This is a genomic window from Paenibacillus sp. BC26, from assembly GCF_900116125.1.
Lineage (GTDB): Bacteria > Bacillota > Bacilli > Paenibacillales > Paenibacillaceae > Paenibacillus_Z > Paenibacillus_Z lignilyticus.
The window spans coordinates 1,484,198-1,500,395 of sequence record NZ_FPAD01000001.1 but is presented as its reverse complement, the minus strand read 5'-3'; the positions used below and the strand labels follow the sequence as shown (position 1 = coordinate 1,500,395).

Genomic DNA, 16,198 nt, shown 5'->3' with positions numbered 1-16,198 from the left:
GCTGTTTGCTGTTAGTTCTATGCCTTGGCGGAGAGTTCCGCATACTTCTCTGCGTACCGTGTCACCGTCTGCACATAAGTCGCATGGGACCATGTGAGCGGCGCTACGGAGAGCGGGCTGCCGTCAAGCGGATGCAACTGTTCTGGCAGGACTCCGCTTGAAAGCGCATGTTCGACCACCCAATTGATCGTTTCGCGCGGACGAACCAGATCGCTTAATTGCTTCGCCGACTCAATTTCGAAGTTTGCAATCCACAGCGTACAGATAATCCACGGATTACCCGGCACATTCTCGATATCGCCGGACTGCTGGAAGTAATAGTCGTTCGTGTAACGCGCAACGCCTCCGACGCTTGTTCGGATTGTCAGCCCATCGCGAATCGCATTCATCGTCTTGATGACGCGTTCGTCCTCAACAGGCAGCACGCCGAATTCCCAGACGCCGAACAAGCTGCTCTCAAGGGTCATATCCTTCACCCAGCGGTTATCCTTCTGGATTAGGCCGCGCGCGAATCTGCCTGACTCTTCATCCCAGAGATGCGTAAGCATGCCGTGTTTGATGGATTGCGCCGTGTTGCGAAGATGGTCGCTTCGTTCGTAATCCCCAAACAGCTCCGTGAAGAAGGCCGCCGCCATTAATCCGCCGTATACGGAAGCAACGGTATAGGTCCATATCCCGTAACGTTCTTCCCACAGATCATAGCTGGGCTTAGGAAGCGACAAGCTATGCTCCATATACTGGCTCAAGAAAGCTGCGCCTTTGCGAATCAAATTGTTATAGAGCGACTGCGGCAGCTCGATGACTTGATGCCGCGTGTAGTCCCTCCACAAGGCGAAGAGCACCAGCGCCGTTTCATCCTCTTGGATCGGCAAGCGCCGGCTGCCCTGCACAATATACGGGTGCCAGCTGGAGCCTACCGTTCCGTCGGGATTGTATTTGTGAAACAAATACCCGTCCGGTGACAGCGTCTGCGCGCAGAACTGGAAGAACGGCGCGATCACGCTCTGGAACCCTGCAGCAGACATCGCATCGGCAATCAGCGCTCCGTCTCGCGGCCACATATAGCTGTAATGGTCTCGGTTGTACTGCAGAATATCGGTATCATTCGCCGCGACGATGGCTCCCCGCTCATCGGTTTGCGTCCGAACGAGCAGCAAGCTTAAGCGGAACATGTTCGCCGCTTCCTCATTCAGATCACCCAGATTATTCTCCGCACGATGGAGCCAGTGCTTCCAGTAGATCACGATCCGACTTAGCAATTTCTCCGGATGACTTTCCTGCACGTATTGGTTGAGCGATTTGACCTCTTCCAAGTTCTTGCCGATCGACATCCAGTAATAGACCGTCTTCTCGCCGCCTGCCGGCACTACCGTTCGGAAGCTGATTGTGCTATCAACCGATCCTTGCGCGATAGAGTTGCCCATCAGCGTTCCGTCCTCGGCATCCCGCCATGTTCCTTCCGCGGATTGGAATCGTTTGATCCCGGTCGTGTACTGCATGATGCCGCCTTCGTCCGAGAACCCGTTGAACATGAAGTATGACGAGCGTTTGTAATGATAGAGCGTATGGTTCTCCGGATAATATGCGGCCGTGTCCCCTACCTCGGAGCCATCAATCATGAGATCATGATGGAAGAACAAACGGATTTCACGCGGATCCGAGCCCAGGTTGCGAACGACTACGCGCTTAATGTAGATGCATTCCCGCTGATGGATGCCGTCATTCATATGCAGCTCAACAGCGAGGCGTTCATTGCGCGCGATGACGTTCGTCACGAGCGAATCCTCGATGTAGGACAACTCAAACTTCCATTCCGGATCTTCCAGCCAAGAGAATTGACCGCCTGCCCAAATCCCAAATCGACAATATTGGCCGCCCACATGATTCAGTTGACCGACGAATGGATAGTAGATGTCACGGATGTAATTGTTTCGGTCCAAATTAATCAGTATTTTACCATTGCCAATTACGAGATGACGGGCCATGGATGACTCTCCTTTCGATTAGGCGCAATCGCACTATACAACGACATATAGGCTTTCGCTGAACGCGTCCAACTGATATCGTCTTTGGCGCCGTTGGCCACAATGCGCTGCCACACTTCTTCATCCCGGTAGAATTGAAGCGCTCTGCGGATCGTATAAAGAAGATCATGCGCGTTATAGTTCGTAAAGCTGAATCCGTTGCCTTCACCTGTAAACTCGTTATATGCCTTAACCGTGTCTTTTAATCCTCCTGTCTCGCGAACAATCGGCACAGACCGATAACGCAGCGCCAGAAGCTGGCTAAGTCCGCAAGGTTCAAACTGCGAAGGCATTAAGTACATATCGCTGCCGGCGTAGATTCTGCGAGCCAGCCCATCGTTGAACCCAAACCAAGTCGTGACTTGACCCGGCTTCTTCTGCTCGGCACAGCGGAACATTTGCTCGAAATGCCAATCGCCGGAACCAAGCACGACGAGCTGCACATCTTCTTTCAAGATCTGCTCCAGCACCGCTTCAATCAGATCAAGACCCTTCTGATCGACCAACCTGGAGACGATACCGATTAAGGGCGTGTTCTCCGATTCTGTCAGCCCCAGTTCACGCTGCAGCGCAAGCTTATTCTTCCGTTTGCGAGGCAACGAGCCTCGATATGGAATTTCCACAGCCGGGTCATTCATCGGATCAAACAGCTCCGTATCGATTCCGTTCACGATGCCGACCAAGTCCTCCGAGCGGTAACGCAACAGTCCTTCGAGCTTCTCCCCATAGGCTTCCGTCTTGATTTCCTCCGCATAGGTAGGGCTTACGGTCGTCAGCTTGTCCGCGTACCGCAAACCTCCCATCATGCAGTTGCCTGCCCCATAGAAATCAATGCCTTCCGAGCCAAACAATTCGTCCCCGGAACCAAGCAGGTCCTTCAGCAGCTCTCTGCCGAACACCCCTTGATATCTCAGGTTATGTATGGTGTACACGGAAGCGATGTCGCGGCATGCCGGGTCGTGTTTGTATCTGGTTTTGAGCAGGAACGGAATAAGTCCGGTTTGCCAATCATGGCAGTGAATAATAGCCGGCCGGAAATCCATATGGTAGAGCGACTCCATTACGGCAAAGCAGAAAAATACGAACCGCTCCGCATCATCGCCATATCCATACAGCACGCCGCGCTTGAAATAAAATTCGTTATCGATCAAATAGTAGACAATGCCGTCGATCTCGGCCTTGAGCAGGCCGCAGTACTGGTCCCGCCAGCCAAGCCGTACGTTAAATGTGGCGATCGTCTCGAATTGTTCCGCCATCTCGGCCGGAATCGTATCGTACTTGGGCAGAATGACGCGCACATCCGCGCCGACTTTAGAACGCAGTGCTTTCGGAAGTGCGCCGGCTACATCAGCGAGGCCGCCCGTCTTAACGAGCGGCACCGCTTCAGAAGCAGCGAATAATACATTCATCGTATGGTTTCACCTCTACTCAACTTTCTATCTCTCTTTAGTTGCAACTAATACCGACAACGATAGGGTTTAGATTACTTTCCGCTTAACGGCCAGGAATGGCGAAACTTCGGCACCGCGCAGCTCGCGACTGCGTTCCACGGTGACATCTTTGTCGAGGATGACATGATCTACGAAGCTATGCTCTCCGATGATACCGTTCTGCATCACGATGCTGTTGCGCACAACGGCTCCTTTGCGTACATGAACGCCTCGGAACAAGATGCTGTTGATTACCGTTCCTTCGATGATGCAGCCGTTGGCAACGAGGGAATTTGAAGTCTTAGCCCCTTCCGCGTAGCGGGCAGGAGGCTCATCCTTGACCTTCGTGTAGATCGGACCCGGCTCAAAGAACAGGCTCCTCCACACTTCCGGACGAAGCAGCTGCATGTTGTTTTTGTAATAGCTGTTCAGCGTATTCACGATGCCGAGATACCCGTCATAGGCATAACTCTGAATGTGAAGCTCGTTCACCCGCGACATAATCGCATGGCGGACAAGATGATCCTGCCCTTGCGCAAGCGAAGTGTCCACAAGCTCAAGCAGCAGCTCCTTGCGCATCAAATACATCTCCATCGAGATCAGATCGCTCTCCAACCGGCCATAATGATCCTGCATAGCCGTGACGCGTCCTTTCTCGTCGGTTTGCAGCTTGCGCGCTTTACCGCCAAACAGCTCCGTTTGTTCTTTCGTCACGACCGTAATGTCCGCCCCGCTCGCTTTATGCGAAGACAGCATGGCGTCAAAATCCACATTACAAACCATATGACTGCGTGTTATCAATACATACTCTTGCGAGGAGCGCGTGAAGTAATCGCGGTGCTGGTAGAAGTGATACAGGTCTCCGCGACGCACTTCGTTCACGTCATCCGTGACGGGCGGCATGATGAACAGCCCGCTCTGACGATGATGTAAATCCCAATGCTTGCCGGAGCCCAAATGGTCGATAAGAGAACGGTATTTGGTTTGCGCGAACACGCCTACCTTCGTAATTCCGGAATTCACCATGCTGGAAAGCGTGAAATCGATAAGCCGAAACCGCGCTCCAAACGGAACAGTAGCCAAGCAGCGGCTTGCCGTCAAAGTCTCTAGTTCGTCTGATTCGTGTATAAGATTTATGACACCTAGTATGTTGGAGTTCATGACTGCTCTACCTCCTGCAACGAATGAGTAGCCGTAACGAGTTCATCACTTCCGATAACCGTAACCGAGCTGGAATCCGGGCTTCCGATCACGACCCCGTCACCGATGATCGCCCCTTCGCCGATGATGGCGCGGTAGATTCGAGCCCCTTTGCCAATCTTAACGTTCGGCATAATGACCGATTCCCGCACTTGACTGTCGAGGCCGGACTGCACCCCATGGAACAGCACCGATCGATGCACCAGCCCTTCTATTAAACAGCCTTCCGTAATGAGCGAGTCTACGATATCCGCGGTAGAAGCGGAATAATGAGCCGGCCGATTCGGGTTAACGGAGTAAATCCGCCAATCGCGGTCGTTCAGATCAAGCGCCGGCTTCTCCGACAGCAGATCCATATTGGCTTCCCATAAACTCTCGAGCGTACCGACATCTTTCCAATATCCGTTGAACGTGTAGGACTGCAGCTTCACGCCGTCTTGCAGCATAGCCGGGATGATATCTTTGCCGAAGTCGTTACCGGACAACCGATTCGCTTCATCGCGAACCAAATACTGCTGCAATACCGGCCAGGAGAAAATATAAACACCCATCGATGCCAAATTGCTTGTAGGCACTTTCGGTTTCTCTTCAAACGAAGTGATGGCACCTTCATCGTCAACATGCATAATCCCGAAGCGGCTTGCTTCCTTCCAGCCCACTTCGATGCATGCGATCGTAACATCGGCACCACGCTCCTCATGCTCTCTCAGCATGAGCTCATAATCCATTTTATAAATGTGATCGCCTGAGATCACTAGTACATAGTCGGGGTCGTACCGATCGATGAACCCCATATTTTGATAGATGGCATTCGCGGTGCCTTTATACCACATACCGCCCTTTTGCTTGACATAAGGAGGAAGTATTGCCATTCCGCCGTCGCGCCGGTCCAGTCCCCAAGGACTGCCGATACCGAGATAGGTGTTCAGGACCAGCGGCTGATATTGCGTCAGAACGCCGATTGTGTCGATGCCCGAATGTGCACAGTTGCTTAAAGTAAAATCGATAATTCGGTACTTCCCGCCAAAATGGACCGCCGGCTTAGCCACATCTTTCGTTAGCACGCCGAGCCTTTTCCCTTCTCCTCCGGCAAGAAGCATGGCCACCATACGTTTTCTGCCCATGGACACACTCTCCTTCTATACTGCAACGGCTAGCTGCAGTAGGTGTAGTGATTGCTGTCGATCCGTGCTACGTGGTAAAGCGATCATTGCGGTCAAGCGAACCCTTGGCAACCACCAGCAATTGTATGGATAGCGGCGGAAGTTCAAGCGAGATGCTGCAAGGCCTTCCATGCCAAGGTGTCGGCTTGCTATATAGAACTTCCGGAATGTCCGTTAAGACACCACCGAAGGTTGCCGCCTCACTGTGCAAAGCGATCCGGTATTCACCGGATTCCGGTACGCCGATTCGATAGTCGGAGTAGTGATGATAGGAGAAATTGCAGACCACAATCATAAACTCGTCAGTTGCATGTCCGCGGCGCATGAAGACGATGACGCTCTGTGCGGCGTTGTGGACGTCAATCCATTCAAATCCGCCGGGATCGCAATCCCTTTCCCAAAGGGAAGGCTGCGCGCCGTAAATATGATTAAGGGTTTTTACATAATGGTGCATGCTCCCGTGAGCATGATAGTCAAGAAGCTGCCAATCCAGTGCCTCAGCGTCTTTCCATTCGTCAAACTGCCCCCACTCACCGCCCATGAAGAGCAGCTTCTTGCCCGGATGCGTCATCCAATAGCCGTAGAATAAGCGGAGCTGCGCGAATTTCTGTTCATAGGTGCCGGACATTTTGTTCAAGAGCGAACGCTTCCCGTGAACGACCTCGTCGTGTGAAAGCGGCAATACGAAATTTTCAGAGAATGCATATACGAGAGAGAAGGTGATGAGGTTGTGGTGACGCATGCGATCATTCGGATCAAGCGCCATGTAGCGCAGCATGTCGTTCATCCAACCCATATTCCATTTGAAGTTGAAGCCGAGTCCGCCCATGTAGGTTGGTGAGGTGACGGCCGGCCAAGCAGAAGAGTCTTCGGCAATCATTAAGGCATCCGGGAAATACTGAAAAACGGTTTCGTTCAATCGTTTCAGAAAACGGATGGCATCGGTATTCTCCGTGCCGCCAAATGCGTTATAGGTGTAAAGCTCTGGAGGTTTGTCAAAATGAAGATCGATCATACTGGCAACGGCATCCACGCGCAGACCGTCGATATGGAATACATCCATCCAATAGATCGCATTGGAAATGAGAAAACTTTGCACTTCCGTACAGCTAAAGTCGAAAGCCAGCGTTCCCCATAGCGGTTTCTCAGCCAGCTTCCAGTTCTTGCCTTCGAAGATCGGTGTCCCGTCAAACAGCCGCAATCCATGATCATCCTTGCAAAAATGACCGGGAACCCAGTCCAAGATGACGCCGATGCCGCGCTGATGGCAGCGGTCGACGAGATGCATGAGCTGCTCGGGTGTACCATACCTGCTCGTTGGCGCATAATAGCCGGTGGCTTGATACCCCCATGATTGGTCGAGCGGATGCTCGGTAATGGGAAGCAGCTCGATATGGGTATATCCCATCTGGGCGACGTAATCAACAAGCGCACCTGCCATCTCCTCGTAGGTCCAGAACAGCTCCTTGCCCCGGTTGCGCCATGAACCAAGGTGGACTTCATACGTGAGCATCGCTTCGTGATAAGGACTGTCTTCTAGCTTACGCTGATGCCAGTCTCCATCATTCCAGTTAAAATGGAATACTTCCGCAACAACCGATGCCGTGCTTGGCCGCAGCTCGGATTGGAATGCATATGGATCCGATTTCAGAAGAAGAGCGCCATCGAGGGTTTGAATTTCATACTTATACACCGTTCCCGGCCCGATGCTTGGAACAAATAAGCTCCATACGCCGGTTTCGCCAATAAGCTCCATCTCATGATGGTACCCGTTCCAATCGTTAAACGAACCAACAATTCGGACACGCTTGGCATTGGGAGCCCAAACGGTGAATCGCACGCCGGTTTCGTCGCCGAGTCGGATGGGATGCGCACCGAAAGTACGGTAACTATGAAACAAATTTCCTTTGTTAAAAAGATATAAATCGCGCAAAGAAAGTCCGATTGCAGCCGCATTAGCCATAGTGGCATGCACCTCCCTAGTGTAGCTACTTGTAAAGGTATTGTCATGTTTACTAACGCAGGCGCGATTTTTATTTCATTATACACTCTCTTTTTAAAGTTGGCACCCTATTTTCAGAAAATTTTGATTCGTCCACTATTTCACCCTTTGTTATCTAGATGTCAGATTTGTCAAGAAAAAATTTTGTAAAAATATGGCGTAAATGAATAAAAAACTGCCCCGATAGGGACAGTTAATATTTTAATATAATGGGAGAATCAGGACAATATTTTCTTCATTCGATACTCGCGCGGCGTCGTGCCGAAGGGTATCGCAGATGTAAGATTCCGAAATAAGCGGCTTAGACACGCCTGACGCAGGCCGGATTGTCGTCGCCTTGACTTCACTCCTCTCCTATCGATAAGATAAGCATGGTGTAACCAACTTATGGAGGTGCGACATGAATTCATTTACTTTTCAGAACCCAACGAAAATCGTCTTCGGCAGCGGTACGATCAGTCAATTAGGCAAACTGACGGAGGCTTACGGCAAGTCGATTCTTCTCGTTTACGGATCCGGCAGCATTAAGAAAACCGGCTTATATGATGAAGTCATGGCGCAATTGAAATCCATCGACGCGAAGGTCGTAGAACTGTCCGGTATCGAGCCGAACCCGCGCCTGACCTCCGTTAACCGCGGGATCGAGCTGTGCCGCAGCGAGAAGGTTGACCTGGTGCTTGCCGTCGGCGGCGGAAGCGTACTCGATGCAGCCAAAGCGATTGCAGCCGGCGCACTGTACGACGGTGATGTTTGGGATTTCATGATGCAAAAAGCCGTAATTCGCGATGCCCTCCCAATCGGCACGATTCTGACCTTGTCGGCTACAGGCTCCGAGATGAACGGCAATGCCGTTATTTCGAACTGGGAAACGAAGCAGAAGCGTGCATTCGGCAGCATACATGCGTATCCGCGTTTCTCGATTTTGGATCCGACGCTTACGTTCTCGGTACCTCGCAACCAAACGGTTAACGGCGTAGTGGATATCATGTCGCATGTATTCGAACAGTACTTTACGCTAACGCCGAATGCTCCGCTGCAAGAACGTCTCTGCGAATCGATCCTTCTGACGGTTATCGAGAATGCGGAGATTGCGATGGAGAACCCGCAGAACTACGAGGCGCGCGCGAACCTGATGCTTTGCGGTACGCTGGCTCTTAACGGCGGTTTGATCAGTGTCGGCACGCAGAATGATTGGGCTTCTCACGGCATTGAGCATGAAATCAGCGCCATCTATGACATCCCGCACGGTGCCGGACTGTCCATTGTGTTCCCGAATTGGATGAAATATGTGTATCAGGAGCGGATTGACCGCTTCACGCAATATGCAGAACGCGTATGGGGGATTGAACGCGGAAACAAATCGGACGAGGAGCTGGCGCTTGCCGGCATCGAAGCAACCCGTGCGTTCTTCACACGTATCGGTGCGCCTGCGACACTGGCTTACTACGACATCGGCCGCGATAACTTGGACACGATGGCCAAAGAAGCAGTTCTCTTCGGGCCGCTTGGCAACTTCAAGAAGCTAAACGAAGCAGATGTGCGTCAAATTCTGGAGCTGTCCCTGTAAAATCAAGTCTACAAACAATAAGGCTGTCCCGAACGCTTCATCCTGATGGATAAGGTTCGGGACAGCCTTTATTGGCTTAGATTTGAAGCTGCTTCAGATGATAAAACTCCCCTTTGCTCGCGATCAGCTCATCGAATGTACCGATCTCGGCAATGCGGCCTTGCTTCATCACGACGATACGATCGGCATCGCGAATCGTGGACAACCGATGGGCGACGATGAACGTCGTTCTTCCTTTGATCAGCTCCTGCATCGCTTTCTGCACATGGTACTCCGACGCATTATCGAGCGCTGATGTCGCTTCATCCAGGATGATCACTTTCGGATTACGAATGAGTGCCCGTGCAATCGCAATGCGCTGGCGCTGTCCGCCGGACAGCTTGCCCCCATGCTCGCCTACCTTCGTATGGATGCCTGCCGGCAATCTCTTAACCATTTCCGACAGGTTGGCCATTTCAATCGCAGCATAAATTTGCTCGTCTGTTATATCCGGCAAGCCGTACACGATATTGTCGCGGATCGTACCGGAGAACAAAATATTCGTTTGCGGCACAACCGAAATGAATTTCCGGTATTCCCGAAGATCGATATCATCGATGTTCACGCCGTCGATCGTCAGCTTGCCGCCTGTAGGTCGGAGGAATCCGGTGACCAGATTAAGAATAGTCGATTTCCCTGCCCCCGACTCCCCGACGAAAGCGATACATTCGCCGGCTCTTACCGTCAGCGTTACTTCCTCCAAGACATGATGCTCAGAGCCCGGATATACAAGCTGAATATCCTCGAAAGCGATCTCTCCGCTTATCTCGCGAAGTTTTAGCTTGCCATCGTTACGTTCGATCTCCTGCGAGTTGAGAATCTCCGTGATGGAGTAAATCGACTCGAAACCTTTCGCCATATTCGGGTAGGTCGTAATCAAGGCAGAGACCGAGCCTAGGATCATGCTGAAGAACCCTTGATACATGACAATATTGCCAACCTCGATCTGCCCTTTGTAAGCCAGAAAGGCAGTGAACAGTAAGCAGAACACCTGGAACAGCTGGAACGTTACCCAGTTGGAAGCGCCAAAATACGCCTCGGCAATATCAAGCCTCAGCCCTTTCCCTTGCAGCTTTCGCAGCGTCCCGTCAATGCGCTCGATCTCCACTTCCTCCAAACCATGTGCTCTCGTGACCGGAATCATCTCGACCATCTCTGACATTTTGGAGGACATCTTCTCGATTTCTTTACGGAATTCCTTATTGGTCGAACTGATTTTCTTGCGGAATATCCGAACCAGCAGAATGGCTGCAGGAATCGTCATCACGAAGAAGAGCGAGACGGACCAGCTGTTGCGCACCGTAATAACGATTGAAACGATAATATTGATCAGTGCAGGCATTAGCGTCAGCATCACTTGCTTGGATAGCTGCTCGACTGCCTCAACGTCCCGAAGCACCTTCGACTGTAGCCTCCCCGCTTGAAGGTCGCGGTGATAGGTAATCGACAGCTGCTGCAGCTTGCGGACAAGCGCGCTGCGAATTCCGGCTTCGACATGTCGGATCGCACGGCTCATGTACGAGACATACCAAGTATGCGTCGGGATATTTTGCAGGATGACAACTACGATGACGGCGAAGTTTATCCATAATTCCCGTTCCGAATGCGCGCTTGGCTGGCTGACAATGTTGATGATGTTGGCTGTCACAATCGGCAACACGAAAATCGGGGCGCTCTTCACGATGTAAAATAACAACGAAAGCAGCAGGTTCGTGAAATTCCCTCGATATAGAGCAATCAGAAATTTCACGGGGCTTTTCTCTTCCAGCGTAGCGGCCTGCTGAAAGGTATGTTCATAATTCAGTCGAGCTTTCTCTATCTTCTCCAATGTACTCCCATCCCTCATCCTTCATCCGGTAACAAATACGAAAACGTCTTTGGTTATCTTAATTGAAAACGCCAACTTCGTAAACAGGCAAAACACAAGGGAAGCCGCTCGATCCATAGAAAACAAAAAACCTGCCAGCCCTCATAAGCGAGGACCGGCAGGCCGCGTGTTTCTATTACTCTCGATCAAGCGCGTGATTTCGCATATCCAGCATCGTTTGCTTATCCCTGCTGCTTCCCGTAAACCGCTTTCGATAGGAAAGCGGCGTAATCCCGACATGCTCGGCGAAGGAGCGCGAGAAATGCGGGGTTTGCTTAAATCCGGTTTCATCGGCGATTTTGGAAATCGGCCAATTGGTTTTCATGAGCATCAGCTTCGCTTGATCCATCCGATATGAAAGCAAGTACTGCTGAGGCGTGCAATCAAACACTTCGCCCATGCAGCGCGCAATATAGTTCGGATGCAATCCCATCACTTCGCCGAGCTTCGAATTCGTTACGGTTGTGCGGAAGTGCATCTTCAAGTAGGCGGCTGCCTCTTCGGCTACGGCAATCGGAGCTTTGGCCGCATCGCTTCGCCAGCCCTCATCGAATAACTGCAGCAGATGGAGGAACCACTGCTGCCGCTGCCAGAACGCTGCATGCGAAGTTCCCATAGCCGCATCATGAAGCTTGCTGAAGAGCGAGATGGCTTCATCCGGATACGAGAACGTCATCGTCTTCGGCAGCCGGATGGCGTACGAATAATAATCGCCGCGAATCGTGCCGCAGTTCGTTTCGTTTAACTCTTCCCAAGGACCCGCGGTTTGAAAATGAACCCAATCAAACACGGTTTCCTCTGTACATGGTTTCGTTGGATAATGCCATAAGTCCGGTCTTAATATAAGCATCTGTCCCGGACCGATTGCCCAGGAATTCGATTCCTCGCCAATGTATAACGTTCCGCTATGCACAAACAGCAAGTCGAACACGCCGATATTCCGACGGTTTGGATGTTCGCCGCCCGGCCCATAAGAGCCGCGGTTGGATTCAATGAAGTAAGGCAGCGGCGGTGAAAGAAAGGTGAGCAGCGGTTCGGACGACAAGGTAAGGCCTCCTAGCAAAAGAGTTGAGTCCGTATATTTTAACAGACATTCGCTAATGGAGATACATCTTTTCTACGATTCTTGATAATTGTTTATCCAGTCAGCCACATTCAACGCAAGCAGCTGCTCATTCGTCCAATCTGCCAGCTCCAGCAGCTTCAAATAGGGATCTCCTTCCAGCTTGAGCACCTTCGCGAAAGCCGGTTCCGTTTTGAAACCATTCTCTTTCAGACGTATGATCTCCGCTCTCAAAGCAGGACCGAACAATGCCAACAGCCGCGCTTCGACAACCATGTGACGGTAACCGTTCTGCTCAGTAGTCCGTATGGATTGCGCGAATATCTCGATCGGCCAGCGCTCCAGCGTGAAATTCACCTTGATGCGTTCCAAGCCGGCCACAACTCTTCGAACGATCGTAAAGTGCTGCTCCTGCTTGAACGCCGCAAACATCTCGATTTCGAAGGCATGGAAGTCCGCCACTTCACAGATCAGGTCCAGATCGCTGCCTGCTACGTTAATCCCGATCGGTACAGTTCCCACTAGTATCGGCGAATATAGACGAAGCTTCTCGAAGAGATGGCGATTCCTCAGCAGGTGATACACTTCGATTTGGACAGGACTTCCGTCCAGCAAATAAGAAGGGTCCTTCCAATTCACGAAATGGAACGACCCTTCTGCATAACTAGTGCTCATGTCTTTGCTTTAACGGAGCGGTCTCTCCGCCTTCCTTTATGCCGCCCACCTGCGTTGCCAGGAACAGGATGAAGAGGAGCAGCACGAGTCCAATCCCGATGACGGAGCCGTTAACGGACACATTCATCTGGCTGAGCGTCAAATAAATCACGAGTCCGCTGACCGTAAGAATATTCTCCACGAAATTCTGCACCGCAATTGTCTTGCCGGATCCGATCAGCGCTTTGCCTTCTTCCTGCAGCATCGTATTCAGCGGAATAACGAAGATGCCGCCGAAGAGACCAATTAAGAAGAGCAGGAGAATCGTCATCCACAGTACATAAGTTAACGATGCGACCATAACGGACGCGACCATAAAGAGTCCATAATAGAATGCGCGGTGCAGCCTGCCTGCCGGAACGAGCCTCGGCGTTAGGAACGCGCTGCATACGACGCCGATTGCCGTTACGCCAATCATCATCGACTGCTGATCGGTATCTTCGATCCCGAGATTGAGCGGCAGCCAAGCAATAAGCGCAATGCGCAGCACTGCAGCGGTGAGCCAGAACGATCCGGTGCCGATCAGGGAGAACCGAGCACGGGCGTTGCGAAACAGCAAGGTGAAATCACGCAGAAATTGTACTGCTTCTTTGCTGTAACGCAAGGAGTTGTTTCCTGCTTTGGCCGGAATCATCAGCGTCATGAACAACGACAACAGATAGACGGCCAAACATGTCAGTACGGCCGGCAGATCCGAATTCTGCGCGAGGAAACCGCCTGCCACTGTGCCAAGCAGAATCGCAAGTATGGTTGAACCCTCGACTTTGGCATTCGCTCGCAGCAGTTCGCTTTCATTCGAGGTAAGCTCGGTGAGGATGCCGTATTTCCCGGGTGAATAGACAACAGCTCCTATACCGACAAATACATAACAAAGTGCCGGCGGTAAACCGAAGAGCAGCAGCCCAATCCCGATCGCTTTCAGAATATTGCCTAGCAGCAGCACATTCGATTTCGCTTTCTTATCCGCAAATGCGCCAACGACCGGAGCAAGAATCACGTAGGCGCAGAGGAATGCGATCTGTATGTAATTGACGGCGATATCCGGATTGTCGACCCCTTGCCGCTTAACCATGCCCACGATAAGAAAAAAGTTCAAATTATCCGCGAATGCGCTCAAAAATTGCGTGAGTACGACCGTATTCAGCGGTGACAGCAAACGTTTCATTTCAGTTCCCCTTTCTATTACATGCAGCCATTATGATCTCTCCATCATACCTAATGCCGCATTCGAATTAAAGTAAGAACATGCGAAACCAGCAAAAAAAAGACCGGTATTAGCAGCACTAAGTCTGCATTACCGATCTCTTGGTTTATCGTCGCCTTGTTACTCTGCCGAATCCGACTCTGGTCTTCGGTTTCGAGGATTTGCGCGGCGTAAGCCAGCTGCCTGACTTCTTGCTGTCGCCGGAATCACGCGTAATTTTACCGGTCTTGGGGGGAGCTTTGTTGAAGAGCCCACCTTCGCCCACCTTGCTGGTATCCGCATTCTTCGAACGTTTGAAGATTGATCCGGTCCGATTAACCGTCATCGGAGGAACGGCTTTCTTCTCCTGAACCGACGGCGCATGGTACGTGCCGCCTTTCGGCTTGTACTTATCCCGATCCGTATAACCGCGATAAGTGCCATGGCCATAACGGCCGTTATCGAACAAATCACCTAAAATGCTGGCGATCAAATAACCTTGTAAGAAGCTGGAGCTGTAATTGTTGCGGACGTACTCTTTGGAATCCACTTCAATCAGTGTATCTTCCGGCTTAGCTGCATCCTGCTGCAGATGGACTACGCGATCCGAATAGACAAGAAACATATGGTCCGTTTTCTCCGGCGATTGCTGCTGCGGCTTGGACTCGTCGATGAGCGCCTTCGCCACCTCAGGTACGCTGACACCTGCTGCGCGGTATACATAGGACGTTTCATTCCCGCTGCCGTTGACGGACTCAAGCGGATAGTTCTCTTCGATCGTCTTGTTCAAGCCGCAAGCCGCAAGAAGTGGAACAATGAGCGTTACAACAAGCAATAATTTGATTAAATAGCTGGCTTTGCGCATCCCACTCATCATCTCCTAACTGCCGCGGAGAACGCGAACATCGGCCGGAAGCACATCTTCACCTTCATAAAGCATGAATCGGCCATCCTGCCATTCAATACGCAGCAGCTTCATATCGTCAGATTGATACTGCCAGACGTATTGCTCTCCGCCTTGCACAAACGGCGTCTTGCCTGTTGCCGTAACGAGGCCTGAATACTGCTCCTCCAAATGGAACACACGGTCATCCAATTCTAATTCCGTCGGTACTTCCTCGACCGAATCGAGCCGCCCATCGATGGAATTGTACAAAGCATACTCGGTACGTTCCCGCTCTTCAATGGTTAAGTATTGGATAGCGGAACCGTCTTGAAGCGTTAATACGATAAGATTTCGCTGACGGTTATGCAGTCGGCCGACAACCTGATACGTAACAAGCGACACTTCCACAACATCGCCGGGGCCAATAGTCAGGACGCTTTTCTCCACCTTCGCCGGCTCCGGCTTGGCCATTATATTCTTAATACGTTTGAATAAGCTCATGACGATAACTCCCTATTGTTCAAGTTTACAGACACGAACCGATGATCAGTGCGCCTGCAACGTGAAGCGATCCCGCCAGCAGCGCATGCGACAGCTTGTTGTCCTTCGTGCCTTCACTCAGATCAAGTCCTGCCGTAGAACGCAATACGTATTCCACCAAGCTCTCCACAAGCAATAAGATGACAAACGAAATGACGGATACGAGCAACGCTTCACCGAGATGATTCGAAGTCGAGATCGACTGCGACAGGATATAAGCCTGCGCGAGCAGCTTCATGACAAAACGGCTCGTCACCGCGACGTTACCCTTCTTGATTTCTTCCAGATCCTTATACCGGGTAAACAAGGAATCCACTGCCATCAGTACAACTAACAGCACCGCTCCGGCACCGGTCCATACGAATATTGCTACCATCTCATTCAATGTCATTCGATTATTCCTCCGTCATCCATTGTGCCGCAGCCTATCTGCAAAGAAAAAACGCCGCAGGGCGTGGAATCAAGCAATGTGCATGATTCCGGCCGGCAGACGTTCTTCCCTAAGCAGCCACTTGCGGAT

At 51.4% G+C, this 16,198-nt stretch carries 13 protein-coding genes; 1 reads left to right on the top strand and 12 read right to left on the bottom strand.

All coding sequences use genetic code 11. The annotated features are described in order from the left end of the window. Positions 1–17: 17 nt before the first annotated feature. From BM412_RS06300 to glgB, 5 genes are all read right to left on the bottom strand, one after another. A complete protein-coding gene (locus BM412_RS06300; protein ID WP_091215307.1) occupies positions 18–1,985 on the bottom strand; it encodes a glycoside hydrolase family 15 protein in 1,968 nt (655 codons plus the stop codon). Further along, a complete protein-coding gene (glgA, locus tag BM412_RS06295; RefSeq protein WP_091215304.1) occupies positions 1,967–3,433 on the bottom strand; it encodes a glycogen synthase GlgA in 1,467 nt (488 codons plus the stop codon). Before glgA ends, BM412_RS06300 begins: the two co-directional genes overlap by 19 nt. 69 nt (positions 3,434–3,502) lie before the next feature. Continuing rightward, positions 3,503–4,615 carry a glucose-1-phosphate adenylyltransferase subunit GlgD gene (glgD, locus tag BM412_RS06290; protein ID WP_177245684.1) on the bottom strand — a complete coding sequence of 371 codons (1,113 nt, stop codon included), beginning with the start codon at positions 4,613–4,615 and terminating at the stop codon, positions 3,503–3,505. Further along, complete coding sequence (locus BM412_RS06285; RefSeq protein WP_091215302.1) at positions 4,612–5,778, bottom strand: glucose-1-phosphate adenylyltransferase; 1,167 nt, start codon at positions 5,776–5,778, stop codon at positions 4,612–4,614. The genes glgD and BM412_RS06285 overlap by 4 nt, the downstream gene beginning before the upstream one ends. A 67-nt stretch (positions 5,779–5,845) precedes the next feature. Further along, on the bottom strand, positions 5,846–7,780 hold the full coding sequence (glgB, locus tag BM412_RS06280) for a 1,4-alpha-glucan branching protein GlgB (protein WP_091215299.1): 1,935 nt from the start codon (positions 7,778–7,780) through the stop codon (positions 5,846–5,848). 439 nt (positions 7,781–8,219) lie between these two features. Between glgB and BM412_RS06275 the strand changes: the two genes are divergently transcribed. Then, a complete protein-coding gene (locus tag BM412_RS06275; RefSeq protein ID WP_091215296.1) occupies positions 8,220–9,386 on the top strand; it encodes an iron-containing alcohol dehydrogenase in 1,167 nt (388 codons plus the stop codon). A 76-nt stretch (positions 9,387–9,462) separates the two neighbouring features. Here the strand turns inward: BM412_RS06275 and BM412_RS06270 are convergent, their stop codons facing one another. The 7 genes from BM412_RS06270 to BM412_RS06240 all read right to left on the bottom strand — a co-directional run bounded on the left by BM412_RS06270 (position 9,463) and on the right by BM412_RS06240 (position 16,069). Further along, entirely contained in the window at positions 9,463–11,253 is a 1,791-nt protein-coding gene (locus BM412_RS06270; RefSeq protein WP_256256149.1) for an ABC transporter ATP-binding protein, read from the bottom strand. Positions 11,254–11,428: 175 nt separating this feature from the next. Continuing rightward, positions 11,429–12,337: a helix-turn-helix domain-containing protein gene (locus BM412_RS06265; RefSeq protein ID WP_091215289.1), complete on the bottom strand. Its 909-nt coding sequence runs from the start codon at positions 12,335–12,337 to the stop codon at positions 11,429–11,431. A 72-nt stretch (positions 12,338–12,409) separates the two neighbouring features. Beyond that, positions 12,410–13,030 carry a DUF4269 domain-containing protein gene (locus tag BM412_RS06260; protein WP_091215286.1) on the bottom strand — a complete coding sequence of 207 codons (621 nt, stop codon included), beginning with the start codon at positions 13,028–13,030 and terminating at the stop codon, positions 12,410–12,412. Further along, a complete protein-coding gene (gene lplT, locus BM412_RS06255; protein WP_091215284.1) occupies positions 13,020–14,234 on the bottom strand; it encodes a lysophospholipid transporter LplT in 1,215 nt (404 codons plus the stop codon). The genes BM412_RS06260 and lplT overlap by 11 nt, the downstream gene beginning before the upstream one ends. A gap of 145 nt (positions 14,235–14,379) precedes the next feature. Next, positions 14,380–15,117, bottom strand: coding sequence for a DUF4247 domain-containing protein (locus BM412_RS06250; protein WP_091215281.1), 738 nt, complete (start codon positions 15,115–15,117; stop codon positions 14,380–14,382). Between the two features lie 15 nt (positions 15,118–15,132). Next, on the bottom strand, positions 15,133–15,639 hold the full coding sequence (locus BM412_RS06245; RefSeq protein ID WP_091215279.1) for a DUF4178 domain-containing protein: 507 nt from the start codon (positions 15,637–15,639) through the stop codon (positions 15,133–15,135). A 25-nt stretch (positions 15,640–15,664) separates the two neighbouring features. Beyond that, positions 15,665–16,069, bottom strand: a complete 405-nt coding sequence (locus BM412_RS06240; RefSeq protein ID WP_091215276.1) for a DUF350 domain-containing protein — start codon at positions 16,067–16,069, stop codon at positions 15,665–15,667. Positions 16,070–16,198 lie beyond the last annotated feature (129 nt).